We start from the raw sequence: 23,639 nt of genomic DNA on the forward strand, positions 1-23,639 counted from the left end.
AGCATGGCAAGGACAAGGCAACTGCTTCTCCTGCGCCACGCCAAATCGAGCTGGGACGACGGGTCCCTCAGCGATTTCGACCGGCCGCTTGCGCCGCGCGGCGAGAAGGCCGCGCCGCGCATCGGCGCCGAAATGGCCCGGCGCAACTGGTTACCTGACTTGGCGCTCGTGTCGCCCGCTGCGCGCACGCGCGAAACCTGGCGGCTGGTCTCTGCGGATTGGCCGGAGCCCGCTCCCCCCGTTTTGTTTCACGAAGACCTCTACGAAGCCTCGGCGGACGAATTGCTGGCCGAATCGCGCTTGGCACCCGATAGGGTGGCCACGCTGCTGATCGTCGGGCACAATCCGGGGCTGGAAGAATTTGCCCGGCGCCTCGCCGGACCGGGCTCGGACGCAAAGGCGTCCGCGCTTCTCGGCGAAAAGCTCCCTACCGGTGCCTTTGCCCGCTTCGCAGTCGAAGGGCGATGGGACAAGCTGCAGTTCGGAGTTGCCCGCCTGACACACTGCCTGCGCCCTAAGGATCTCGGCTGAACGGGTGGGCGGCTAGGCCGCCCTCACCCAAACCTTGTTGTCGTGGACGGCAGCACCGCCATAGGGCGCAGGCGCGTCCGCGCCGGTCAGCACGTTGATGCCCTCGCCGCGCTCATGAGCCGAGTTCGGCCAGATGCCCTCGGCGATAACCACGCCGCGCTTGATGTTGTCGAACAGTTTTGCATGCAGCACGACCTCGCCGCGTCGGTTGCCGACCTCGACGCGGTCGCCGGCTGCCAAGCCAAGCACTGCCGCGTCCTCCGGATGGATCAGGAGTTCCGGCCGACCCTCTTTTTCCCGCGACACAGGCGTTTCGGCGAAAGTTGAATTGAGGAAGTTGCGGGCCGGCGAAGTTGCCAGCCGAAACGGATGCTCGGCGTCTGCCACCTCGATCAGGTCGACATGGTCGGGGAACTCCGGCAACTGCTCAACCGGGCCGAAGATGCCCATGCTGCGCGGTGGCTTGTTGGGGGCCATGCCGCCGTTCCACTGCGGCTTGAAACGGAATTTTCCATCGGGATGGCCAAATCCCTTCAGGAAATGCGCGCTCTCGAATTCCGGCTGCATGTCGACCCAGCGGCTGGCCTCGAGGCTGTCGAAGTCGCCGAGCCCGCGCTTGGCGAGAATGTGGTCGATGTGCTGGCGCTCGGTCAGCCCGAAACCCGGCCTGTCGGCCACGCCGAGCCGCTTGGCCAGTTCCTCGATGACGAAATGATTGGTGCGCGGTCCCTCCGGCGGATCGATCAGCTTCGGACCCAGCGTGATGTGCTGGTTGCCGCCGCCCTTGTAGATGTCGTCGTGCTCCAAAAACATCGTCGCCGGCAAAACGACGTCGGCGAGCTTGGCGGTGTCGGTCATGAACTGCTCGTGCACGCAGGTGAACAGGTCGTCGCGCAAAAAGCCCTTTACCACCAGCCGCTGCTCGGGTGCGACATTCGCCGGATTGGTGTTCTGGATCAGCATCGCAGTCACCGGCGGGCCGCCATAAAGCGCGTCCTCGGCCCCTGTCAGCACCGGGCCGATGCGGGAATGGTCGAGATAGCGTATGTCAGGATCGCGCAGCCTGCTGCCCTCGAGCAGTTCCATGTTGAGCTTGAAGATGCCCGAATTGGAATGGAAGGCGCCGCCGCCCTCATATTGCCAGGCACCGGTCACCGCCGGGATCGACAGCGCCGCGTGCATATTGACCGAGCCGTTGCGCTGGCGCGAAAAGCCGTAGCCGAGACGGAAGAAGGTCTTCCTGGTCGTGCCGACCAGCCGCGCAAATGCCTCGATCTCTTCCGCCGACAGCCCGGTGATCGCAGCCGCCCATTCCGGCGTCTTTTCGCGCAGATGCTCTTCCAGCCCCTTCGGGTCGTCGGTGTATTGTTCGAGATAGGCGCGGTCGGCCAGCCCCTCCCGGAACAACACGTGCATGACCGCGCAGGCAAGCGCACCGTCGGTGCCGGGCTTCAGCACCAGCGCCATGTCGGCCTGCTTCATCGTCGCGGTCTCGTAGATGTCGATGACGACGATTTTCGCACCGCGCTCCTTGCGGGCCTTGACCGCGTGGGTCATCACGTTGACCTGCGTGACCACCGCATTGGTGCCCCAGATCACCACGCAGTCCGACTTGGCCATCTCGCGCGGGTCTGAACCGCGTAACGCGCCGGTGCCCATCACATAGCCGGTCCAGGCCAGGTTGGTGCAGATCGAGCCGAAGAAGCCGGAATATTTCTTGGCATGACGCAGGCGTTCGATTCCGTCGCGCTGAACCAGGCCCATCGTGCCGGCGTAGAAATAGGGCCAGACCGTCTCGGAGCCGTGTTTGGCTTCGGCTGCGATGAAATTTTCCGCCACCAGATCGAGCGCCGCCTCCCAGCTCGCTTCCTTCCACTGACCTCCGCCCTTTGCGCCGGCGCGGACCAGCGGCTTCGTGAGGCGGTCGGGATGGTGGATGCGGTCGGCATAACGCGCGACCTTGGCGCAGACCACGCCGGCCGTATAGCTGTTGTCCCTGGCGCCATGGATGCGGCCGATACGCTTGTCGTCGAGCAGTTCGACATTCAACGCGCAGGTCGAGGGGCAATCGTGCGGACAGGCCGAGTGGCCGATCCTGATATTGGCGGTCTGGTTCATGGCGCCCTTTTACCCTGATGTCGGCGGCGAGTGTAGGGCCAACTCTCCCTCACCCGGCCTCCACTACGTTCGGCCCCCGGCAGGAAGAGGAGACCGGAGGTGGACCGCCCACACCTTCTCTCCGACGGAGAGAAGGTGGCTCGAAGGGCCAGATGAGGGGGCGCCGCTGGGAAGCCCCTACTCCGCTATACCTTCCTCGTATTCAGTGGACATCGTCAGCCACTTTTCCTCGTGGCCGTTGAGCTGTCCAGAGAGCTCCGAGCGCTCCTTGGCCAGCCGCGTCGCCTTGATCGGATCCTTCTCGTAGAGCGCCGGATTGGCAAGCTCGTCTTCGATCAGGTCGATGCGCTTGCGGATGCGGTCCATCAGCGCCTCGGTAGCGCGGATTTCCTTGGCCAGCGGCTCGAGCGCGGCACGCCTTGCCGCGGCCTCGCGGCGGCGGTCGGCTTTCGACGCCTTGTCTGCCTCGCGCTTTTCACGCCGATCACCAGAGACGCCCGTCACCAGCGTCTTATAGTCCTCGAGGTCGCCGTCATACGGATTGACGCTGCCATCCTTGACCAGCCACAGCCGGTCGGCCGTCGCCTCGAGCAGGTGGCGGTCGTGCGAAATCAGGATCACCGCGCCCGGAAAATCGTTGAGCGCCATGATCAGCGCCTCGCGGCTGTCGATATCCAGGTGGTTGGTCGGCTCGTCGAGGATGAACAGATTCGGGCCGTCAAAGGCCGAGAGCCCCATCAGCAGGCGTGCCTTTTCGCCGCCGGAAAGATCCTTGGCAGCGGTGTTCATCTTTTCGGTTGGCAGACCGAACTGGGCGACACGGGCGCGCACTTTCGACTCGGGCGCATCCGGCATCAGACGGCGCACATGCTCGTAGGCGTTTTCGTCCGGCCTCAAGTCGTCGAGCTGGTGCTGGGCGAAGATCGCCACCTTGAGCCCCGGCGCAATCGTCACCGACCCGGTCTCGGCCTTCAGCCGCCCAGCCAGAAGCTTGGCAAAGGTCGACTTGCCGTTGCCGTTGGCGCCCAGGAGCGCGATACGGTCGTCGGCGTCGATGCGCAGGGTCATCTTCTTGAGGATCGGCTTGTCCGCCTGATAGCCAACATTGACGCGATCGAGCGCCACGATCGGCGAGGCAACGGTCTTCACCGGCTCGGGGAAGCTGAACGGCCTGACATTGTCCTCGATGAGTGCCGCGATCGGCTTCATCTTTTCCAGCGCCTTGATACGCGACTGCGCCTGGCGCGCCTTGGAGGCCTTGGCGCGGAACCGGTCGACGAAGGACTGCAGGTGCTTGCGCGCCGCCTCCTGCTTGACGCGGCCCTTTTCCTGCAACTCGCGCTGTTCGGCGATCTGGCGCTCGAACTGGTCATAACCGCCGCGCCAGAAGGTCATCTTCTTCTGGTCGAGATGGACGATCGAATTGACGGCGCGGTTGAGCAGATCGCGATCGTGGCTGATCAGCAGGACTGTGTGGGGGTACTTGGAGACGTAGTTCTCCAGCCACAGCGTGCCTTCGAGATCGAGATAGTTGGTCGGCTCGTCGAGCAGCAGCAAGTCAGGCTCGGAGAACAGAACCGCAGCAAGTGCGACGCGCATGCGCCAGCCGCCCGAGAACGACGAAGCGGGACGCCGTTGCGCCTCGTCGTCGAAGCCGAGGCCGGCAAGGATCGTAGCCGCGCGCGACTCGGCCGAATGGGCGTCGATGTCGGCGAGCCGGACATGGATTTCGGCGATGCGGTGTGGATCGGTGGTCGTCTGCTCCTCGGCGAGAAGTGCCGTACGCTCGACATCGGCCTTGAGCACGATGTCGATCAGCGGCTCCTCGGTGCCGGGCGCTTCCTGGGCCACTTGGCCGATGCGCGTGTTCTTGGGCAGGCTGATGCTGCCGGTTTCGGAACTGAAGTCACCGGTAATCGCCTTGAACAGCGTGGTCTTGCCGGTGCCGTTGCGGCCGACGAGGCCGGCCTTGGTGCCGGCAGGCAGGGTCAGCGACGCATGGTCGAGAAGCAGGCGCCCGGCGATGCGGAGGGAGAGATCGTTGATGATAAGCATGGCGTGGGGTTTTGACGGAGAGTTGCGACAATGGCAAGGGCGCGACGCATCCGGAGAGATGCAACGCACGGTCGAAAGCGGCTTCAGGCGCGATTGTCTATGCCAGGGCAGGCCTTGCGGCTCGGTGCAGGGCACCTTCGACGACCTCGCTACCTTCGCCGGCAACCTGCCCATCCAGCGACGTCGGCGGCGGCGAGGCATGGCCCAGCGCAAACAGCATCGCACTCCCTGCCGACAGGATGGCGAAAAGCATGAACATGCCCTGTCCGCCCAGCGCTCCAAGCGCCAGACCACCGAGCAGCGGCCCGAAAAAATTGCCGACCGACGCCAGCGAATGCGCACCGAAATAGGCGCCGCGATTGCCATCGTTGGAGATCTTGTCGACCAGCACATACTCGGCCGGCACGACCAGCACCTCTCCGATGGTGAACAGCACCATGAAACCGATCAGCATCGCCGGGCTGGTGGCGGCGGCAAAGCCGAGCTCGCCGCCGAGGAACAGCAGGCAGCCCAACACCATGGCCTTGAGCGGCCCGATCCTTTCGATCACATATCGGGCGGGAGCGGTTGCCAGCACCACAACAGTGGCATTGGTGGTCACCAGCAGTGCGAAGATCTTCATGCCGTCGGCCAGGTTCGTGGTCAGATATTGCGACAGCGTCACCGACCATTGGCCGTAGACGGCCATAAGCAGCGTCCCGCCGCCGACATAGAACAGCAGCCGGCGGTCGCGCAGTGCGAGCACCAGCCGGCGAAAGCCCGGCGCCGGCGAAGCAGCTTTCTCGCCAACGGGCTTTGCGGCCACATTGGGCACGATGACAAAGATCGCCGCCGCGAAGATGAAGTGAACGAGACCGGCGATGACGAAGGGCGCCGGCGAATTGGCGCCGATTGCGATCCCGATCATCGGCCCGACCGCCCAGCCGGCATTGATCATCAGATAGCGCCACGAGAACATCTTCAAACGGAGCTTTTCGGGAGCCGCGTCGCTCATCAGCGCCCGCGACACAGGCTCGTAGGCCGCAGCCGCAACCGAGGAGACGATATGGGCGATGGCGAAGGCTGCGACCGACTGGGCAAGACCCAACCCGATCAGCCCAAGGCCGGCGAAGAGCAGTGCTATCGTCAGCACGCTGCGGCGACCGATCCGGTCGGAGATTGTTCCCGCGAACGGGCTGGCGGCAGCACCAAGCAGCGGCCCGGCGCCGATCAGCATGCCGATGACGGCCGGCCCCAGGCCAAAATCCTGCTGCAGGCGGATGGCCAGGAAAGTCAGCGTCATGCCCCTGGCGATGGCCACCATGCCGGAACCGGCAATGAGCAGCAGCACGATTGCCTGGCCGGTCTTTTCACCATAGGCGCGCAAAGGAGTTTCCTTGAAGGTCCGGATTGGCGGGCAGCCACCGAAACGCCCCTGCTGGCCGGCCCGATTCAGGACATGCTCTGGCCGAGACGCGGGGCAAAGGCAAGGCAAACCAGCACGCCCAGCATGGGTCGATCGCTTGATCCAGACAACTCATGACACCAGGATGCGCAGCTGCCACTGGCAACTGATGTCAGGCGAATGCCCTTCCGTCCTCGGTTCGCTGGAAATAGATCAGATCAAGGGTCACCGAAGGGCGTCCGAGAACCGTCAGGATCATATGCGCCTGTCCACGATGATGGGTCTGGTGGTTGAAGAGATGATCGAGCGCGGGGGCCAGCCTTTGGGAGATGGTGCGCATATCGGTGACGGTCATGTAGGTGAAGCGGCCGGCAACCGCCTTGTCGGTGAGCGCGCCCACCCATTGCACAATGCGCTTGTCCTCTGCCTGGCGCGCCGCATGCAACCGGGCGAAATCCTCGTGCAGGATCGTGTCGAGCGTGGCCGGAGCGTCGCCCTCGCCGGTAAACCGCTTCATCCAGATGCGGTCGGCGACGAGAAGATGGTTCAGCGTTCCCTTCATCGACTTGAAGACGGCGCCGGAGTCGCGGCCGAATTCGTCTGCGTCGAGATCCGCCGCTGCTTCGTAAATCCGCTCGTTGGCCCATTGATTGTAGGCCGCCAACATCATGAAATGCTGTTTCATCGAAAATCCTTCGGTGCGTCGAAACAATGAGCCCCTTCCTAGCGCATCGGCCCGAAAATCAGAATCGATTTTCGGAAAGCACGATGCGCAGATTCAAAGTGTTAGAGCGTCCTTTGTGCGTCCATTCGGACGCACGGCGCTCTAAGTGCATCGGGAACCATCGCCAATGACCATTCTATTCTATGACCTCGTCGGCCGCGATACTGCGCGTCCTTTCAGCCCGCATTGCTGGAAGATCGCGATGGCCCTGGCCCACAAGGGGCTCGACCATCGCTCCGTGCCGACGCGTTTCCTGGAAGTTGCCGAGATCGAAGGCGGTGCCCCGAAGACGATCCCGGTCATCCGCGACGGCGACAAGGTGGTCTCGGACTCCTTCGCCATCGCGCTCTATCTCGATGAGGCCTATCCCGAGCGGCCGACACTGTTTGGTGGCAAGGGCGGCGAAGCACTTGCCCGTTTCGTCGAACGCTGGACGCAAACGATCGTTCATCCCTATCTCGGCGTCACCGCCCTCACCGCGCTCCATTCAATGCAGGACCAGGCGAATGCCGCCTACTTCCGCCAAAGCCGCGAGGCGCGCTACGGCAAGTCTCTGGAAGACGTGACAGTAGCGCGCGACGCAGGACTCGGCGCCTTCCGGGCGTCGCTCGAGCCGTTGCGCAGCATGCTTTCCTACCAGCCGTGGATTGGCGGCAACGGACCGCTCTTCGCCGACTACATCCTCTTCGGTGCATTCCAATGGGTCCGCATCGCCACATCCTACAAGGTGCTGGACGAAGCCGATCCGATCGCCGATTGGTTCGAGCGCTGCCTCGACCTCCACAACGGCAAGGGGCGCGGCGTTGCAGCAGCGGTTTAGTCCCCCTTGGCAATGCGGCGGGCGGCCTGTATAGACCCCGCCACACTGCATTTCCCCATCTCACAAGGAACTATCATGGCGATCGAACGCACATTTTCGATGATCAAGCCGGACGCGACCAAGCGCAACCTGACCGGCGCAATCACCAAGATGCTCGAGGATGCCGGCCTGCGCGTCGTGGCGTCCCGCCGCGTGTGGATGAGCCGCCGCGAGGCCGAGGGCTTCTACGCCGTCCACAAGGAACGCCCCTTCTTCGGCGAGCTGGTCGAATCCATGTCGTCGGGCCCGACGATCGTTCAGGTCCTTGAAGGCGAGAACGCCATCCTCAAGAACCGCGACGTGATGGGCGCCACCAACCCGGCCAGCGCAGCCGAAGGCACCATCCGCAAGGTGCATGCACTGTCGATCGGCGAGAACTCCGTGCACGGTTCGGACGCTCCCGAGACCGCGGCGCAGGAAATCGCCTACTGGTTCTCCGAGACCGAGATCGTCGGCTGATCAAAGGCTGGAGCCATAGGCTCCAAGCCCCTGATCCAGATTCGAAAAGCCGGGGCTCGCGCCCCGGCTTTTCTTTTGCCCGGTGGTGGGGTGGTGCGTCCTTCGACAAGCTCAGGATGAGGACCGACGGCGCTGCCGCTTGTCCAGAACTGACGACCCACCGAGCAGGATGTCAGCTTCCCTCACGTTCCGTCACCTCTGCCGTTTAGGCTCTTGGCACAACGGCTTCACCCGCTGCTGGCTACTACGGTCCTCATCCTGAGCTTGTCGAAGGACGCACGAGCAAGCTTCTCAATGAGTTGCCCAACAGACCACAGAAACTGATTCAATCAGCCGCCGTCGCCGAAGAGGACGATATCCTTGCCGTCCTTGTCGACCAGGATCAGCTTGCCGTTGTCGATGCGGTAGGTTGCGGCGTTCTCAAGCGCGTCATGGAACTTGCGCTCCTGGTCCATCACCGACGGCTCGCAGGCCATCTGGGTCGAGCCCATCTGCCCGAACTTGATGGTTCCCGCCGTTGCCGTCGCCGAACCGAAGAAATTGTTGCAGGCGCCGCGACCCGTCACCTTGCCGTCGGTCGCAATGCGCAGTGTCGAGACAGGCTCGTCGAGCACGGCCGCCCCGCCGATTTCCTCGGCCACCCATTCGCGGTCAAAGATGTCGCCGGTCGGCGTCTCGTTCTGGCTAACCTTGATGAGCATCATGTTCTGCGGCCCGGCGGTCAGCGGATCAACGTCATGGCGCACGTCGTTGATGAACCATAGCCGGTCGTCGACTGTGATGCGGGCTTGCAGCGCGTAGCTCAGCTGCGGCTGGATGGCCACCGGATCGAAGGGCACCGAGAACTTGATCGGCACCTGACCGGCCGGGTCGATCTTCTGCTGGCCGATGATCGTCGAGGGCGCATCGGCCAGCGACACGTCGACCAGTTGCACGGTCAGAACCGCATGCGGCGGCAACGCGATGCGCTCGCGATAGGACACCTCGCCGGTGATGGACTTTTCTTCGGCAGCCGCCATTTCCGGAACCGACAGCATGCCCAACAGCAGCGGCGCAAAGCCGAATACGAGAAGTTCCGTAAGCTTGCCGATCATCGTGCATCCACCTTTTGTTGTTGCCTGGAATTCGCGCAGCCTTGCGCGCGATTCCCGCACATGAAGGTAGGAAGGATTGCGGTGGTTCCGTGGCCGCCAGTTGATATTACCATCGCACCCGGTCAGGATCTCGCCCAGCGAGCGGCAGCAAGCTCGTCGCTTTCCTTGGCGTCAACCCACCCGCCCTCACTGCCGTCCACGCGATGCTCCTTCTTCCAGAAGGGCGCGCGCGACTTGAGGTAGTCCATCAGGAAATTCGCCGCCTCGAAGGCGGCCTGCCGGTGCGTGGAGGCGGCGACCACCAGCACGATGTTCTCGCCCGGCCTGATACGGCCGAAACGGTGGATGGCGGTGATACCGGCGAGCGGCCAGCGCTCGATCGCCTCGTGGGCGATCCGGGTGATCTCGGCCTCGGCCATGCCGGGGTAATGCTCGAGCTCGAGTGCCGAAAGCGTACCCGCCTCGTCGCGGCAAAGGCCGGTGAAGGTCACGACCGCGCCGACATCGGCCCTGCGCTCAGTCAGCCGCGCGACCTCGGCGGCAACATCGAAATCCGCCGCCTGAATCCGCACCATAGGCACGACGGTGGCGGTCATCGCCTCAGCCCCCCGTCATCGGCGGGAAGAGTGCTATCTCGCGCGCCCCGACGATCGTTTCGCGATGATCGACATGCTCCTGGTTGATCGCCACGCGGATCACCTCGGGGTGCTGCAAGGCACTTTCGAACTCGTCGCCGCGCGATTTGAGCCACAGCAGCAGATCGGACACCGTCTTGACCCCCGCTGGAAGCTCGATGTCTTCCTCGGCCTTGCCGATCCGCTCGCGCACCCAGGCGAAATAGATGAGCTTGGTCATGGGACTCACTCGTCCATGATGTGCTTCAGGCCAGCGCGGAAATAGTCATAACCGGTATATAGCGTCACAAGGGCCGCGATCCAAAGCAGCACGAGGCCAATCTGGGTGGTGAGCGGGAAAATCTTGTCGCCAGCCGGACCGGCGAGAAGGAAGGCGATGGCCACCATCTGGATAGCGGTCTTCCACTTGGCGAGTTGGGTCACAGGCACGCTGACCTTCAGCGCTGCGAGATATTCGCGCAGGCCGGACACGAGGATCTCGCGGCACAGAATGATGATCGCCGCCCACAGCGACCAGCCGGCAATGCCGCCGCGATGATCCGTATCGGCTGCCAGCAGCAGCAGACAGGTGGCGACCAGAAGCTTGTCGGCAATCGGATCGAGCATCCTGCCGATGTTCGATGTCTGCTTCCAGGCACGCGCCAGATAGCCGTCGAGATAATCGGTGACGCTCGCCGCGATGAAGATGCCGAGCGCGCTCCAACGGGCGAAGTCGCTCGACTTCAAGGTGCCTTCGAGGAAGAAGCACAACACCACCAGCGGCACTGCCAGAATGCGCGCATAGGTCAGCATATTGGGCAGGTTGAAAGCGCGCTTGGCCATGGTCTCTAATGCTCTCTCGTCTGCCGCACTGAAATCAGAAGCAGGCAGGATGGGTCAACTGCGTATGGATAGGCCAGGTTGGCTCCCGACGACAACCCATTCCCACATCACCCATTATCGTGAAAATGGTTGTAAACAAGGCGCGCAATGGAATCCGAGATGCCTTCCACGGCTCTCAGGTCTTCCACGGCCGCCCGGCTGACCGCCTTGGCCGTGCCAAAGGCCAGGAGGAGCGCGCGCTTGCGCGCCGGCCCGATGCCGTCGATCTCGTCGAGCGGGTTCTTGACCATTTCCTTCTTGCGACGCGCCCGGTGCGAACCGATGGCAAAGCGATGCGCCTCGTCGCGCAGGCGCTGGACGAAATAGAGCACCGGATCGCGTATCGGCAGCGAAAACGATTCCTTGCCCTTGACGAAGAAGCGCTCGCGGCCGGCCTCGCGGTCCTGGCCCTTGGCGACGCCGATCGCCACGACGCGGTCCTCAATGCCGAGTTCGGCCAGCATCGCCCGCACCGCCGTCATCTGGCCCTGCCCGCCGTCGATCAGGATGACGTCGGGCCAGGCCGGGAATGCGCCGGCATCCTCGCTTCCTTCCGGATCGGGTTGCTCGTCGCCGTGCTCCTTGAGCAGCCGTGAAAAGCGCCGCGTCATCACTTCGCGCATCATGCCGAAGTCGTCGCCAGGGGTGATGTCGGTCGAGCGGATGTTGAACTTGCGGTACTGGTTCTTGACGAAGCCCTCGGGTCCCGCGACCACCATGCCGCCTACCGCATTGGTGCCCATGATGTGCGAGTTGTCGTAGACCTCGATGCGCACCGGCGGCTTTTCCAGGCCGAAGGTCTGGGCAAAGCCCTCCAGCAGCCGCGCCTGCGTCGACGTCTCGGCCAGCCTGCGGCCAAGCGCCTCACGGGCGTTCTGCACGGCCTGGTCGACGATATCCTTCTTCTCGCCGCGCTGCGGCACCGAGATCGCGACCTTGTGGCCGGCGCGGGTGGACAGCGCCTCGGCCAGCAACTCCTGCTCCTCGACCGTATGCGACAAAAGGATTGCGCGCGGCGACGGCTTGTCGTCGTAGAACTGCGCCAGGAACGAGCCGAGCACCTCGGCCGCCTCCAGCGACGGATCGGCTTTGGGGAAATAGGCGCGGTTGCCCCAGTTCTGCCCGGTGCGGAAGAAGAACACCTGGATGCCGGTCTGCCCACCCTCCTGATGGATGGCGAAGACGTCGGCCTCGTCGATGGTCTGCGGGTTGATGCCCTGATGGCTCTGGACATGCGAAAGTGCGGCGAGCCTGTCGCGATAGACAGCCGCGCGCTCGAAATCGAGTTCTTCGGCGGCCTGCTGCATCTGCCCGGAAATCTCTGTCTTCACCTTCTGGCTGCGGCCGGACAGGAAGTCCTTCGCCTCGCTGACCAGTTCGGCATAGCCCTCGCGCGAAATCTCGCCGGTGCAAGGTGCTGCACAACGCTTGATCTGGAACAGCAGACAGGGCCGCGTGCGATTGTCGAAGAAACTGTCCGTGCAACTGCGCAGCAGGAAGGCGCGCTGCAGTGAGTTGATCGTGCGCCCGACCGCCTGCGCGGAGGCGAAAGGCCCAAAATAGTCGCCGCCTTTGCGCGAACGCGCGCCGCGATGCTTGTAGATTCCAGGCGAGGAATGGTCGCTGGTCAGCATGATGTAGGGGAACGACTTGTCGTCGCGCATCAGCACGTTGAAACGCGGGCGCAGACGCTTGATCAGGTTTGCTTCGAGCAGCAGCGCCTCGATCTCGGTGCGGGTGACGACGAACTCCATCGTCGCCGTCTCGCGCACCATCTTGCCGATGCGGTTGGTATGGAAACGTCCCTGTGCGTAGTTGGTGACGCGCTTCTTGAGACTGCGCGCCTTACCGACATAAAGCACGTCGCCGGCAGCATTCATCATGCGATAGACGCCCGGCGCGTTGGGCAGGCGCTTCACCAGCGTCTGGATCACCTCGGCGCCGACCATGCCATCGGCATCGCCGGCATGCGCGGTCCAGTCAATGGCGGTGAATGGCAGTTCGGGGCCGCTGGGCGCAACCTCTTCCTCCACCGCCTCTTCATCATCGATGTCGATGTCGGGCATGTCTTCGGTTGGCCGGCCATCTTTTGCGTGGCGCTGCCTGGTATCGGATTCGCGTTGGCTCATTCCACCATGCCTGTCACGTCAGGTGTCTGCCAGGCAAGATGCTGGCCGCCGTCGAGCGCGATCATCTGGCCGGTGACCGAGCGCGCCTCCCAGAGATAGCGGATGGTCGAGCCAAATTCGGCGAGTGCCGGGCCGTGTTTCAAGATCAGGCCGTCCAGTTGCGCCGCAAACGCAGCGTCATCCTGGCGCGAATTGGGCAATGTCGGGCCCGGGCCGATCGCATTGACACGAATCCGCGGCGCCAGCGCCTGCGCCATCGTCCGGGTCGCAGTCCACAATGCCGATTTCGACAGTGCATAGGAGAAATAGTGCGGCGTCGGCTTGAGCACGCGCTGGTCGATCATGTTGACGATCAGACCGTGCGCCTCTTCGGGCAGTGCGACGGCAAAATGCCTGGCCAGCAGCGCGGGCGCCTTCACGTGCAGCGCAAAATGCCTGTCCCAGGTATCCCAGTCGAAATCGGTCACGGAATCGGCTTCGAAGACGGAGGCGTTGTTGACGAGCAAGCCGATCGGCCCGAGTGCTGCCGTTGCCGCACCAATGATGCGATCGACAGCGTCCATATCGGCAAGATCGGCCTCCACCACAGCCGCGCGTCCACCCGCTGCCCTGATTGCGGCGGCAAGCTCGTCGGCTTCGGCGCGCGCGTGGTTGCAATGGATGGCGACACCGAAGCCATGCTCCGCCAGGTCCTCGACGATCGCGCGACCAATCCGCTTTGCCCCTCCTGTCACCAGCGCATTGCGTGCCATGCTTGCCATCCAGTCGTCCTCTTTCTTCTTGTCCACCAGCTTTCGCGGGGCGAACTCGGTTACCGTTCGGTAACATGCATAAACAGCCATTCATCGATCGGGCAGCAATGTGGCGAAAGCCCAAACTTCCACCCGCAAAGCGCCCCGCGAAGCACGCCGGCAAACCAGATATAGAATGCCCAACCCGTTGCACCAAGCGGCTTGCGGCAAATCTCCGGCGAAGCTCCTGACAAGGCTGTTGCGAGAGCGCAACATCACCTTTCAGCCTCATTTGCGCCGGGTAATCACCCAACTTCAGGTTCGGTTCAGCCGCATTTCGACCCGACATTCGGACCTGTTCGGCGCCTGACCCGTTCCTCCCCCCGGCGGGATTTTGAGGGCGCCATCTTGAAAGGAAGCCAGCGTCTTTTGGCTTTAAGGAGTATGAAATGACTGCCATTCTCAAGCATGCCCGCCCGCTCGCGGCAGCGTTCGGCCTGGTCGCCCTGGCGGCAATGCCCGCCTTCGCCGCCGACGTCGTCATGGAAGAGCCGCCGGCACCTGCCGCTCCGATGGAGATGCCGCCGCTCAACACCTGGTCGGGCCCCTATGCCGGTGTCACCGTCGGCTACGGTTTCAGCGGTGAAGCCAATGTCGGTGGTACGAAGCTCGACACCGATGGTTTCCTCGGCGGCGCTTTCGTCGGCTACAACTACCAGATGGACAACGGTATTGTCCTCGGTGCTGAAGGCGACATCGGCTACAGCGGCGTTGAAACCGACAACGGCGGCCTGAACGTCAAGTCGGGCATCGATGGCTCGCTGCGCGCCCGTCTCGGCTATGCCGTGACGCCTGACATCCTCCTCTACGGTACTGCCGGTGGCGCCGGCAAGCGTGTCGAAGTCAGCAGCGGCGGCTTCGAAGACACGAACACCGCACTCGGCTGGACCGCCGGCGCTGGTGCCGACGTCAAGCTCACCGAGGCCGTCTTCGGCCGCGTCGAGTACCGCTACACCGACTACGGTAGCGACAACTTCAACCTCGGCGGCAGCACTGCCGAAGTGTCGAACAAGGATCACCGCATCCAGTTCGGCGTCGGTATGAAGTTCTGATCTGAAAGATCGCGACTTACGGAAAAGCCGGGCCTTGCGCCCGGCTTTTTTGTTTTCTTGCCGTTCAGCTCTTGCCCATCAAACGCGCGCGGCTCAACCCTGCGGCATGATCGTCTTCAGGTCGGGGAACTTTTCGTCAAAGCGTGCCGCCCAGCGCTTCAGCCGCGGCCGCCCCTTCTCCCACTTGCCGGCAAAGCGCAGTTCCATGTAGCCGATGGTGGCGCGCAGCGCGATCTGCCCGGTCGTGATCGACTTGGGCAGCTTCGGTGGATTGGCATTGAGCAGGTCGAGCGCACGGACCACTTTCGACCATTGCTTGTCGATCCACGGCTGGTGGACGATTTCCTCGGGCCGCGAGCGGCGTTCATAGACCATCGCCAACAGGCAGTCGCAGAGGCCGTCGGCCAAGGCCTCCAGCCGCTCGGCATCGAGCCGCTTGTCGGCGTTGCGCGGGAGCAGCTTGTTGCCGGAAAGACGGTTCAGATATTGCGTGATGACCCGGCTGTCATAGATGCCCTCGCCCTCGTCGGTGATCCAAACCGGGATCTTGCCGAGCGGGTTGGCGTCGGTCAGCAACGCCGGCTGCGGGCCGGTGTCGACAGTGACAGCCTCGACCGGTATTCCGGCATAGGCTGCGGCCATGCGAACCTTGGCGCTGTAGGGCGAGGCGGGAGAATAGAGAAGTCTTGGCATCAAAAGGTCCCCTTTTTCGGCGGGGACCATATTCAGCAAGCGAGGCAACGGCAACGCATCGCACCGGAAATTCAGCGCTCGCGCACCGGCGGCATCACCACCTTGTCGAGCCGGCAGGCTCGCCTCTCGATCTCGGGACAAGCGCGGAAGTCGAGTTCCTTGGTCATGCAGATGCGCACTTCGCGCAGATAGCGCCGGTCGCAGGTGACGGCGATCTCGTCAGACTTCAGGGCTGGGTTGGCCGAAAGGAAAGCGCGTTCGGCCTGTCCGGGCGTCAAGGTCTTGTAGGTACCGAGCCGCTCGAACTCGCGGGGAATCTCGATCTTTTCGCGCGCCGCGCGCAAAACCTTGAAATAGTCGTCCTGCGTCAGGCCCGAGCAGGCGCCGTGCTTGCGCCATTGGTGGCGGATGAGACCCGACGACGGCATGAGATCGTAAAGGCTGCGCAACTCCGCGCTCGACAGGTCGCTCTTGCTGGTCGGGCAGTTCTCGGGATAGCCGCGCTCGAATTGCGGCCAAAGCCCGTGCACGACAAAGGCGTAAGGCCGCCCCGCACGGCACTGCTGGCCATTGGCCCGCTGGCCCTCGGCCTCGCAATAGCTCGGCGACCAAGACAACGAAAGCACATAGAAATCAAAGCCCTGCCCGCGCGGCACGGCTTGTGTGGCCACCGGCTTCTGGCTGGCGTCGCTTGATTTCTCTTCCGCCGGCGCGCATGCGGCCAGCGCAAGCAGTAGCGCCGCGCAAAGTCCGGCCGCCCTCGTCCGCCGCCACAAAGTCACTGATATGGACTTGGCCTCAACGCAGGACGCGGCAGCCGCCACGGCCGATGTCGTCACCGCCACCATTGTAGACATACCAGCGATCGAAGCCGGCGACACAGAACTCGACATTGTTGCCGATCGACGCGAAGCCCATGCCATATTCGATCAGATACCACACCGGTCGGTCATCGCCATCCGACAAGGTGACCGTCGCAACGCAATAGACGCGGGCAATTGGGTGGTTTTCGTCGTTTGGCAGATAGCTGTTCTCTTGGATATTGCTGAAATTCGTGATCGCCACGTCAGGCAGGTTCGGCACGTGGCGAACCTGGTAGCGGAAGCGGTTGCTGATCTGGTTGAGTACCCATGCCTCGCCGCAAACGCTTGTATTGTTGTAGGCGTAGGGGGACTTTCCGAAGAAGGCGCCGGCCTGCGCAGGGACCGCACCAAGCATAGCCGTTCCGAGACCGAACACTGCGGCGAAAACGGCTCTGGCAACGCGACTCATGGTTTGTACTCCACAAACGATACAACCCAGTTTGCTTGTTCGCCGCGTCGCGGTCAAGAAGCCTGCTCTTCGCCAGCCAGCCATTCGACGGACCAGCGCGCGCCCGGCGCCTCGGCAAGAACCTTGCTCAGCGCCGGCAACAGGACATTCAGTTCGCTTTCAAGCTGATAAGGCGGGTTGACCACCACCATGCCGGTGCCATCGAGGCGCGGTTCGGGAGACGGCTGGCGGATATAGAACTCGATGTCCATGATCTTGGGTATCTCGGCGACGGCTAGCGCCTCGCGGAATTCCGCTACCGCCTTGCGGTCCTTGACCGGATACCACAGCGCAAAGATGCCGCCCGGCCAACGCCGATGTGCCTTCTTCAATCCATCGACGAGACGGTCGAATTCGCCGCCGATCTCGAACGGTGGATCGACCAGCACCAGTCCGCGCTTCTCCTTGGGCGGCAGATGCGCGCCCAGCGCCAGCCAGCCGTCCAGTTCGGTCACGCGTGTCTGGAAGTCGCCCTCAAACAGGGTGGCTAGCGTCTTGGCATCCTCGGGATGCAGTTCGAGCGCCGACAGTCGGTCTTGCTTGCGCAGGAGGTGGCGCACGATCAGTGGCGAGCCGGGGTAACTTTCAATGCCGCCATCCGGGTTCACCGCGCGCACGGCATCCAGATAGGGCGCGAGCAATTCGGCGGCATTGGCCGGCAACGACACGTCGATCAGGCGACCGATGCCGTCATGCCATTCGCCGGTCTTGCGCGCCTCTTCCGACGACAGGTCATAGAGGCCTATCCCGGCATGGGTATCGATCACGCGGAAGGCCTTGTCCTTGCGCTTGAGATATTCGACCAGCCGGGCGAGCACGGCGTGCTTGACGACATCGGCAAAATTGCCGGCGTGATAGGCGTGGCGATAGTTCATGATTGCTTGCCCCTGCCCCGGCGCGGCGCCGGCGGTTGCGAATTTGGATTTTCCGGACGGCGACTACGCAGCGACATGACCAGGCCAACGAAGCCTATTGCCATCAGCGAAAAGCCGACCGGTTGGGCGCGCTCGTCCACGCCCCAGCCGCCTGAACGCAGGATGAGATCCACACTCTTGACCTGGACGTTGTCGACGTCGCCTTGCGCTATGGCGAAGCGATAGGTGCCGGGCCGGACGTTGTGAATCAGGCCGGCGTCGTCGCGGAAAACCGGATCCGGCAATTGCGGGCTGCGCTCGCGCGGCGTGGTGTCGTAGAAATTGAGCGCCTGCGTGAGCACGGTTTCGCCGCGCGTCGATGCGGTAACGTGAAGGGTCGCATGCGCCGGCGTCGTCACCGGTGGCGCGAAGGTGGTGAGGTCGGCGAGGACACGGACCGGCGCGTCGACGGTTGCCAAGGCCACGTCAACGGGACGGAAACTGCCGCCGCGATCATAGACGCGATAGGTGCCGATTTCACGGCCGGCGAAATTGGTCGTCGCCCACGGGTAGATGATGCCGAGACCGGTGCCGGCGAGAAGGATGAGAAGGAAGAGAAGACGCATGATGCCCGAAAATCTGTAGACGACGGCGGATATCGGCCGGATGGGTAGTCGTCTTCCTACTACGGCTTTTAGTCGTTGGCGAAAAGTGCGGGACCACCCGTGACTTGTTGCGCGGGCCGCGACAGGAATCCGGTCACCCTTCAACCCCACTGGGGTTGTCAGCCAGTTCAAAAAAGGCCAATTTTAGATCTTCCGAAAGTAGATGTGCTAGCGGTTTGAGTTTACCAGCATGTACGCAACGTAGACGCACAACTTATGGTAGATAAATCAACGCATACGACTATCTTTCGCTGATTGTTTACAGCGCATGTTCGAAATCTGGATTAGAAAAGCAGTCACTGCGCGTTGACCTGAAAAAATTATTGCCTCATTGCTGCGACGGACCGCATCGGGGAACGTCCGGAAATGTTGGATAAATTGCGCCTGTCGGGCCGCATGGCGACGCTTTTCGTGTCGACGTCGCTTTTTGCCGTGGCGACGGGAGCAGCCTGGGCGACCGACGACCCTACCGATCCCGATTTCTGGCGCACGCCGGAATTTTTCGCGCAGTACGGACTGGACTGGATCGGTGCGGAATATGCCTACGCCAAGGGACTCGACGGCAGTGGCGTGACCGTCGGCATCGTCGATTCGGGCATCGACATGAGCCACCCGGAATTTGCAGGCGGCAATTTCAGCGGGCTCGGATGGGACGGCGTCAGTTGGGCGACTGATCCGAAGGGCCACGGAACGCTGGTGGCCGCGGTCCTCGCGGGCAAGCGCGATGGCAAGGGCATGCACGGCGTCGCCCCCGGAGCGACAATCCTCGAGGCAACATACACTGATCGCAACGGCGACATCGATTCAGCCGCTGTGCCTGGAGCAATCGACTGGTTGCTGAGTAGGAAAGCGCCATTCATCCTGTACGAACTGGGTCACACGTTTGCCATTACCGAAACGAACGCCGAAGAATACGAATACTACGAAGGAGCACAGTTGGCTGCTTTCCGCCGCGCTTTCGAAGCGGGCACGCTGATGATCGTACCAACCCACAATCAGGGTCTGGACGACGCCAATCCGCAAGCCGGCCTGCCATACTTTTTCCCCGAGCTCGAGGCGGGCTGGCTGGCCGTCACAGGCTACGGCTACGAAGATGCGAACAAATGCGGCGTCGCCAAGAATTGGTGCATCGCCGCCCCCGCCAGCCGGATCTACACGGCTGCTGCCGGCGGTGGCTATGAAGAGGTCTGGGGAACGTCGTTTGCCGGCCCGCATGTGGCGGGCGGAGCGGCGCTGGTACAGCAGATGTTTCCCTACATGACGCCCTTCCAGATCAAGCAGGTGCTGCTTGGGACCGCCTATGATGTCGGGGATCCGGGCGTTGACGAGGTCTATGGGTACGGGCTCCTGGACGTCAGCATGGCAATACTCGGCCCGGGCAAGTTCGATTGGGGCGATTTCCGCGCCGTGCAGACGATGGCCGACAGCCGTTGGTTCAACGACATCACCGGCGCGGGCGGCCTGATCAAGGCGGGCAACGGTGTCCTGTCGCTGTTCGGCAACAGCACATATGCCGGAGCAACGCGGGTTGAAGACGGCATACTGGCGATCTCCGGCAGCATCGTTTCGGGCACGTATGTCGAGGCCGGCGGCATTCTGAGCGGGGATGGAACGATCGTCGGCGACGTCGACAACCATGGCACGATGTGGGCCGGCTGGGGCGGCGCGGGCGGCACGCTTTCGCTCGACGGCGACTATTTGCAATCCGACGGCGCGACGATGGTCGTCATGCTCGGCGCGCGAGACGGCACCAGCCTGCTCGACCTTTCGGGAACCGCCTCGATCGATGGGCAGCTTGATGCGCGGCTCGCGACAGGCGGCTATACCGGCGACGGGCGCCACACCATCCTTTCGGCCGGCAGTGTCACCGGCACGTTCGCCAACCTGCTCGATCCCTTTGCCTTCCTCAACCTGGGGCTCGTTTACGACCCGAACCACGTCTATCTCGACGTCACCCGCAACACGGTCGCCTTCGCCGATACGGCGGCAACCCCAAACGGCGTAGCCGCGGCAGCAGCCATCGAACAACTCGGCATCGGCCATGCGGTGTTCGATGGCGTCATCGGCCTGTCCGTCGGCCAGGCGCAAGCAGCCTTCGGCCATCTGACCGGCGAGATGCACGCCTCGCTCACGGGCTCGCTCATCGAGACAAGCGGCTTCCTCGGCGACGCCGCCTCTACTCGTTTGCGCTCGGCATTCGCAGATGTCGCAGCCCCAGCACTGCCGGTGATGGCCTATGGCCCCGGCGGGCCGGAATTGGCTCCCGCCGACACAGAGCGTTTCGCGGTCTGGTCTCAGGCGCTCGGCGCATGGGGCCAATCGGTTAGCAACGTCAATGGAGCTGAACTCGAACATTCGACCGGCGGGCTGCTGTTCGGCGGCGATGCGGCTGCCGGAGACAATTGGCGGCTTGGTGCGACCGGCGGCTACAGCCGCACCTCATTCCATGCCGAGGCTGCCTCTGGCTCGTCGCAGAACATCCATCTCGGTGCCTATGGCGGGGCAGCCTACGGCGCGCTCGCTCTCCGCGCCGGTGCTGCCTACACATGGCACGACATCGAGACCGACCGCGACGTCGCCTTCGCCAGCCCAAGCCGGCTGAGCGCCGATTACGACGCCGGCACTGCGCAGGCATTCAGCGAGATTGGCTATCAAACGGACGCAGGCCGGTTCCGTTTCGAGCCGTTCGCCGGATTGGGTTACGCCAGCGTCCGCACAGATGGCTTCAGCGAAAAGGGCGGCGCAGCCGTACTCTCCAGCGCCGCCTCGACCTTCGATACGGCCTTTTCGACGCTTGGCCTTCATGCCGCAACCGACTTCAACCTCGGAACGGTTTCGGCCTCAGCACGCGGCACGCTCGGCTGGCGCCACGCCTTCGGCGATGTCACCCCGACGGCCAGCCTCGCCTTTGCTGGTGGTGGTGCCTTCACCGTCGAAGGCCTGCCGATCGCAAGGGACGCGCTTTTGCTGGAAGCCGGGATCGACACGACCGTAAGCCAAGCCGCAACGCTTGGGCTCTCATATGCAGGACAGATCGCCAGTGAGACGCAGGATCATACGTTCAGCGCCGATCTGAGCGTCAAATTCTAGGAAGAGGAAAGGCTGCCGTCAGGCCTTGCGCTCCCAGCGCCGGTCCGGCGTCTGCTGCCAGTAGGTAACGGTGTGGCCACCGGCTTTCATCGTCTTCCAATGCGTGCGCGCACCTTCCAGCTGCGCTGCGTCGTGACCGTCGAACAGGAAGACGGCCCGCTGATACGGCGCGATGTCGGGCGGCGCAGCACCGTCGACCATGAACCGGATTTCGGCCGAATTGGGGTTGCCGTCGCTGACCGTCAGCACGACCGGCTGCTCCGCCACATGCGCTTCGCTGTCACTGCCATGGGCCAGAAACGAATCGTCGCGAAAGGTCCAGAGGTGGGCGTCGAGCGCGTCACGCCGCTCTTCGGTGCCAGTCTGTACCACTGCCTTCCAGCCACGCTGCAGGCTGCGCTCGAGCAAACCCGGCAGCGCGTCCTCCAGCGTCGATTCCGTCAGGTGATAGAAAAGGACTTCGGCCATCGGGCAATGCTATGCCCGAAAATGACTTGCCAGTGAAGCGCGGGATTTGCCGCCGCGCCAGATTGCCCCGGCGCGGCGGATTTTCGAACGTTCAGCCTTCGTAGTGGTCGCGCACCAGCCTGTCCAGCAGCCGCACGCCATAGCCCGAGGCCCAGGACTGGTTGATCTCGTTGGTGGGCGAACCCATCGCCGTGCCGGCGATGTCGAGATGCGCCCAAGGCGTCTCCTTGACGAAGCGTTGCAGGAACTGGGCGGCGGTGATCGAACCGCCATAGCGGCCGCCGATGTTCTTCATGTCGGCGTTCTTGGAATCGATCAGCTTGTCGTAGTCGGCACCCAGCGGCATGCGCCAGAGCTTCTCCTGCGTCGCCGTTCCCGAAGCGGTCAGGCGTTCGGCCAGTTCATCGTTGTTGGAGAACAGGCCGGCATGATGCTGGCCCAGCGCCACCATGACGGCGCCGGTCAGCGTCGCCAGGTTGACCATGAATTTCGGCTCGAAACGCTGGTTGCAGTACCACAGGGCGTCGGCCAGCACGAGGCGGCCTTCGGCGTCGGTATTGAGCACCTCGATGGTCTGGCCCGACATCGAGGTGACGATGTCGCCGGGGCGCTGTGCGTTGCCGTCGACCATGTTCTCGACGAGACCGATGATGCCGACGGCGTTGACCTTGGCCTTGCGCGACGCCAGCGCATGCATCAGGCCGGTTACCGCCGCAGCCCCGCCCATGTCGCCCTTCATATCCTCCATGCCGGCGGCAGGCTTGATCGAAACGCCGCCCGAATCGAAGACCACGCCCTTGCCGACGAAGGCAATCGGCTTGTCCTTGGCCTTGCCGCCGTTCCATTGCATGATTGCCATGCGCGGCGGGCGGACCGAGCCCTGCGCCACGCCGAGCAGCGCGCCCATGCCGAGCTTCTTCATATCCTTTTCGGTCAGGACCTCGACCTTGACGCCGACCTTTTCCAGTTCCTTGGCCTGTTCGGCAAACTCGACCGGGCCGAGAACGTTGGCCGGTTCATTGACCAGGTCGCGGGCGAGCAGCACGCCGTCAACCACGGATTCCGCATCGGCAAACGCCTTCTTGGCGGCAGCCGGATCTGCGCAATGGATGGTGATCTTGGCGAGTTTCTTGTCGTCTGCCTTGCCGTCGCCATTGTCCTTCTTGGTCTTGTACTTGTCGAAGGAATAGGCCCGGAGCAGGATGCCCGAGGCAAGGCCGGCAGCGGCGGCGGCGTCAACTTCCATGCCCGCAATGTCGAGAATGACCGCGACATCGGTCGCCTTGCGCAACTGCGCCGCAACCGTTCCGCCCAGCTTCAGCCAGGCATATTCGTCGAGCGCCGACGTCTTGCCCACACCGATGGCCACCAGCCTGTCGGCGCCGGTGCCTTCGGGCGCGAGCACCTCCGCCACATTGCCGAACTTGCCGCTGAAATCGGCGACGGGAAAGGCGCGATCGAGCGTCTTTGCCGGATCGCAGGCGCGTGCCGCATCGCTTAGCCCACCCCCCTCGGTGGAGAACACGAACACGCTGCCCTTTTTCGGCGCGCCCGCCTTGGCGAAACTGATCGACGGCTGAGAAGTCATGATGACCTGCTTTCGGATTCCATTCAGATGACCGCGACATTTCGTCGTTTTGGCCGTTTTGGCAAGCCTCACGTCACCCGGACCGCGTATCGTTTAGCCTCAAATACTACTGAAAACGGCGCGTTAACCATCTCCATTGGGGCTTTCTTAGCCATTGCGGCCGAGACTCGCATCTTACGGAAAGATGGTGTTGGAACCATGCCGATCGTGAGGGGCTGGTTGTACCGGCCTCGCTTGGACTATATCTTAGCATCCACCGGCCATGCGGCGTCCTGTCG

22 protein-coding genes are annotated in these 23,639 nt (G+C 63.2%); 5 read left to right on the forward strand and 17 right to left on the reverse strand.

The features are described 5' to 3' along the window. The first annotated feature begins 3 nt into the window (after positions 1–3). Positions 4–531 (forward strand): SixA phosphatase family protein, encoded by a 528-nt coding sequence (locus ABSY17_RS17380; RefSeq protein ID WP_378943393.1) that lies wholly within the window; start codon positions 4–6, stop codon positions 529–531. 12 nt (positions 532–543) lie between these two features. Here ABSY17_RS17380 and ABSY17_RS17385 read toward each other — a convergent pair whose 3' ends face one another. The 4 genes from ABSY17_RS17385 to ABSY17_RS17400 form a co-directional block, all read right to left on the reverse strand. Next, positions 544–2,649, reverse strand: a complete 2,106-nt coding sequence (locus ABSY17_RS17385; protein WP_378943395.1) for a molybdopterin-dependent oxidoreductase — start codon at positions 2,647–2,649, stop codon at positions 544–546. A gap of 177 nt (positions 2,650–2,826) precedes the next feature. Continuing rightward, positions 2,827–4,704 carry a ribosomal protection-like ABC-F family protein gene (gene abc-f / locus ABSY17_RS17390; RefSeq protein WP_378943397.1) on the reverse strand — a complete coding sequence of 626 codons (1,878 nt, stop codon included), beginning with the start codon at positions 4,702–4,704 and terminating at the stop codon, positions 2,827–2,829. A gap of 97 nt (positions 4,705–4,801) precedes the next feature. Then, a complete protein-coding gene (locus ABSY17_RS17395; RefSeq protein ID WP_378943399.1) occupies positions 4,802–6,070 on the reverse strand; it encodes an MFS transporter in 1,269 nt (422 codons plus the stop codon). Positions 6,071–6,260: 190 nt separating this feature from the next. After that, on the reverse strand, positions 6,261–6,773 hold the full coding sequence (locus ABSY17_RS17400; RefSeq protein ID WP_378943401.1) for a DinB family protein: 513 nt from the start codon (positions 6,771–6,773) through the stop codon (positions 6,261–6,263). A 166-nt stretch (positions 6,774–6,939) separates the two neighbouring features. Here ABSY17_RS17400 and ABSY17_RS17405 point away from each other — a divergent pair, with 166 nt between their 5' ends. Both ABSY17_RS17405 and ndk read left to right on the forward strand, forming a co-directional pair. Next, on the forward strand, positions 6,940–7,632 hold the full coding sequence (locus ABSY17_RS17405) for a glutathione S-transferase family protein (protein WP_378943403.1): 693 nt from the start codon (positions 6,940–6,942) through the stop codon (positions 7,630–7,632). Positions 7,633–7,707: 75 nt separating this feature from the next. Continuing rightward, complete coding sequence (ndk, locus tag ABSY17_RS17410) at positions 7,708–8,130, forward strand: nucleoside-diphosphate kinase (RefSeq protein WP_378943405.1); 423 nt, start codon at positions 7,708–7,710, stop codon at positions 8,128–8,130. 329 nt (positions 8,131–8,459) lie between these two features. On the opposite strand, the gene ABSY17_RS17415 is transcribed toward ndk, so the two are convergent. The 6 genes from ABSY17_RS17415 to ABSY17_RS17440 form a co-directional block, all read right to left on the reverse strand. After that, the gene (locus tag ABSY17_RS17415) at positions 8,460–9,224 is read right to left on the reverse strand and encodes a YbaY family lipoprotein (RefSeq protein WP_378943407.1); all 765 of its coding nucleotides are present in this window, start codon (positions 9,222–9,224) and stop codon (positions 8,460–8,462) included. A 122-nt stretch (positions 9,225–9,346) separates the two neighbouring features. Beyond that, the gene (locus ABSY17_RS17420) at positions 9,347–9,820 is read right to left on the reverse strand and encodes a molybdenum cofactor biosynthesis protein MoaE (RefSeq protein ID WP_378943409.1); all 474 of its coding nucleotides are present in this window, start codon (positions 9,818–9,820) and stop codon (positions 9,347–9,349) included. Between the two features lie 4 nt (positions 9,821–9,824). Next, on the reverse strand, positions 9,825–10,079 hold the full coding sequence (gene moaD, locus ABSY17_RS17425; protein ID WP_378943411.1) for a molybdopterin converting factor subunit 1: 255 nt from the start codon (positions 10,077–10,079) through the stop codon (positions 9,825–9,827). Between the two features lie 5 nt (positions 10,080–10,084). Then, the gene (gene pgsA, locus ABSY17_RS17430) at positions 10,085–10,681 is read right to left on the reverse strand and encodes a CDP-diacylglycerol--glycerol-3-phosphate 3-phosphatidyltransferase (protein ID WP_378943413.1); all 597 of its coding nucleotides are present in this window, start codon (positions 10,679–10,681) and stop codon (positions 10,085–10,087) included. Between the two features lie 107 nt (positions 10,682–10,788). Continuing rightward, entirely contained in the window at positions 10,789–12,786 is a 1,998-nt protein-coding gene (gene uvrC / locus ABSY17_RS17435) for an excinuclease ABC subunit UvrC (RefSeq protein WP_378952807.1), read from the reverse strand. Positions 12,787–12,845: 59 nt separating this feature from the next. After that, on the reverse strand, positions 12,846–13,610 hold the full coding sequence (locus ABSY17_RS17440) for an SDR family oxidoreductase (protein ID WP_378952810.1): 765 nt from the start codon (positions 13,608–13,610) through the stop codon (positions 12,846–12,848). A 419-nt stretch (positions 13,611–14,029) separates the two neighbouring features. Between ABSY17_RS17440 and ABSY17_RS17445 the strand changes: the two genes are divergently transcribed. Next, a complete protein-coding gene (locus ABSY17_RS17445; protein ID WP_378943415.1) occupies positions 14,030–14,692 on the forward strand; it encodes an outer membrane protein in 663 nt (220 codons plus the stop codon). 93 nt (positions 14,693–14,785) lie between these two features. Here the strand turns inward: ABSY17_RS17445 and ABSY17_RS17450 are convergent, their stop codons facing one another. From ABSY17_RS17450 to ABSY17_RS17470, 5 genes are all read right to left on the reverse strand, one after another. Continuing rightward, positions 14,786–15,385 (reverse strand): glutathione S-transferase family protein, encoded by a 600-nt coding sequence (locus ABSY17_RS17450; RefSeq protein ID WP_378943417.1) that lies wholly within the window; start codon positions 15,383–15,385, stop codon positions 14,786–14,788. A gap of 71 nt (positions 15,386–15,456) precedes the next feature. Then, the gene (locus tag ABSY17_RS17455) at positions 15,457–16,242 is read right to left on the reverse strand and encodes a ribonuclease (RefSeq protein ID WP_378943419.1); all 786 of its coding nucleotides are present in this window, start codon (positions 16,240–16,242) and stop codon (positions 15,457–15,459) included. Then, complete coding sequence (locus ABSY17_RS17460; RefSeq protein ID WP_378943421.1) at positions 16,184–16,657, reverse strand: hypothetical protein; 474 nt, start codon at positions 16,655–16,657, stop codon at positions 16,184–16,186. Before ABSY17_RS17460 ends, ABSY17_RS17455 begins: the two co-directional genes overlap by 59 nt. Positions 16,658–16,710: 53 nt before the next feature. Continuing rightward, the gene (locus ABSY17_RS17465) at positions 16,711–17,571 is read right to left on the reverse strand and encodes a 23S rRNA (adenine(2030)-N(6))-methyltransferase RlmJ (RefSeq protein ID WP_378943423.1); all 861 of its coding nucleotides are present in this window, start codon (positions 17,569–17,571) and stop codon (positions 16,711–16,713) included. After that, complete coding sequence (locus ABSY17_RS17470) at positions 17,568–18,176, reverse strand: hypothetical protein (protein WP_378943425.1); 609 nt, start codon at positions 18,174–18,176, stop codon at positions 17,568–17,570. Before ABSY17_RS17470 ends, ABSY17_RS17465 begins: the two co-directional genes overlap by 4 nt. Positions 18,177–18,581: 405 nt before the next feature. Here ABSY17_RS17470 and ABSY17_RS17475 point away from each other — a divergent pair, with 405 nt between their 5' ends. Beyond that, positions 18,582–21,305 carry an autotransporter domain-containing protein gene (locus ABSY17_RS17475; protein ID WP_378943427.1) on the forward strand — a complete coding sequence of 908 codons (2,724 nt, stop codon included), beginning with the start codon at positions 18,582–18,584 and terminating at the stop codon, positions 21,303–21,305. An 18-nt stretch (positions 21,306–21,323) separates the two neighbouring features. On the opposite strand, the gene ABSY17_RS17480 is transcribed toward ABSY17_RS17475, so the two are convergent. Both ABSY17_RS17480 and ABSY17_RS17485 read right to left on the reverse strand, forming a co-directional pair. Next, a complete protein-coding gene (locus tag ABSY17_RS17480; RefSeq protein WP_378943429.1) occupies positions 21,324–21,773 on the reverse strand; it encodes a DNA polymerase III subunit chi in 450 nt (149 codons plus the stop codon). A 91-nt stretch (positions 21,774–21,864) separates the two neighbouring features. Then, complete coding sequence (locus ABSY17_RS17485) at positions 21,865–23,361, reverse strand: leucyl aminopeptidase (protein ID WP_378943431.1); 1,497 nt, start codon at positions 23,359–23,361, stop codon at positions 21,865–21,867. Positions 23,362–23,639 lie beyond the last annotated feature (278 nt).

Origin of the sequence: Mesorhizobium sp. ANAO-SY3R2, assembly GCF_042466635.1 — a bacterium.
GTDB lineage: Bacteria > Pseudomonadota > Alphaproteobacteria > Rhizobiales > Rhizobiaceae > Aminobacter.

Bases quoted from the DNA above. Each gene is read 5' to 3' on its own strand.
- ABSY17_RS17460 (WP_378943421.1), bottom strand. From the start codon at position 16,657: ATGAGTCGCGTTGCCAGAGCCGTTTTCGCCGCAGTGTTCGGTCTCGGA.
- uvrC (WP_378952807.1), bottom strand. From the start codon at position 12,786: ATGCCCGACATCGACATCGATGATGAAGAGGCGGTGGAGGAAGAGGTT.
- ABSY17_RS17420 (WP_378943409.1), bottom strand. From the start codon at position 9,820: ATGACCGCCACCGTCGTGCCTATGGTGCGGATTCAGGCGGCGGATTTC.
- ABSY17_RS17485 (WP_378943431.1), bottom strand. From the start codon at position 23,361: ATGACTTCTCAGCCGTCGATCAGTTTCGCCAAGGCGGGCGCGCCGAAA.
- ABSY17_RS17405 (WP_378943403.1), top strand. From the start codon at position 6,940: ATGACCATTCTATTCTATGACCTCGTCGGCCGCGATACTGCGCGTCCT.
- ABSY17_RS17415 (WP_378943407.1), bottom strand. From the start codon at position 9,224: ATGATCGGCAAGCTTACGGAACTTCTCGTATTCGGCTTTGCGCCGCTG.
- pgsA (WP_378943413.1), bottom strand. From the start codon at position 10,681: ATGGCCAAGCGCGCTTTCAACCTGCCCAATATGCTGACCTATGCGCGC.
- ABSY17_RS17470 (WP_378943425.1), bottom strand. From the start codon at position 18,176: ATGCGTCTTCTCTTCCTTCTCATCCTTCTCGCCGGCACCGGTCTCGGC.
- ABSY17_RS17400 (WP_378943401.1), bottom strand. From the start codon at position 6,773: ATGAAACAGCATTTCATGATGTTGGCGGCCTACAATCAATGGGCCAAC.
- ABSY17_RS17455 (WP_378943419.1), bottom strand. From the start codon at position 16,242: ATGTCTACAATGGTGGCGGTGACGACATCGGCCGTGGCGGCTGCCGCG.
- moaD (WP_378943411.1), bottom strand. From the start codon at position 10,079: ATGACCAAGCTCATCTATTTCGCCTGGGTGCGCGAGCGGATCGGCAAG.
- ABSY17_RS17450 (WP_378943417.1), bottom strand. From the start codon at position 15,385: ATGCCAAGACTTCTCTATTCTCCCGCCTCGCCCTACAGCGCCAAGGTT.
- ABSY17_RS17445 (WP_378943415.1), top strand. From the start codon at position 14,030: ATGACTGCCATTCTCAAGCATGCCCGCCCGCTCGCGGCAGCGTTCGGC.
- ABSY17_RS17480 (WP_378943429.1), bottom strand. From the start codon at position 21,773: ATGGCCGAAGTCCTTTTCTATCACCTGACGGAATCGACGCTGGAGGAC.
- ABSY17_RS17385 (WP_378943395.1), bottom strand. From the start codon at position 2,649: ATGAACCAGACCGCCAATATCAGGATCGGCCACTCGGCCTGTCCGCAC.
- ABSY17_RS17475 (WP_378943427.1), top strand. From the start codon at position 18,582: ATGTTGGATAAATTGCGCCTGTCGGGCCGCATGGCGACGCTTTTCGTG.
- abc-f (WP_378943397.1), bottom strand. From the start codon at position 4,704: ATGCTTATCATCAACGATCTCTCCCTCCGCATCGCCGGGCGCCTGCTT.
- ndk (WP_378943405.1), top strand. From the start codon at position 7,708: ATGGCGATCGAACGCACATTTTCGATGATCAAGCCGGACGCGACCAAG.
- ABSY17_RS17440 (WP_378952810.1), bottom strand. From the start codon at position 13,610: ATGGCAAGCATGGCACGCAATGCGCTGGTGACAGGAGGGGCAAAGCGG.
- ABSY17_RS17380 (WP_378943393.1), top strand. From the start codon at position 4: ATGGCAAGGACAAGGCAACTGCTTCTCCTGCGCCACGCCAAATCGAGC.
- ABSY17_RS17465 (WP_378943423.1), bottom strand. From the start codon at position 17,571: ATGAACTATCGCCACGCCTATCACGCCGGCAATTTTGCCGATGTCGTC.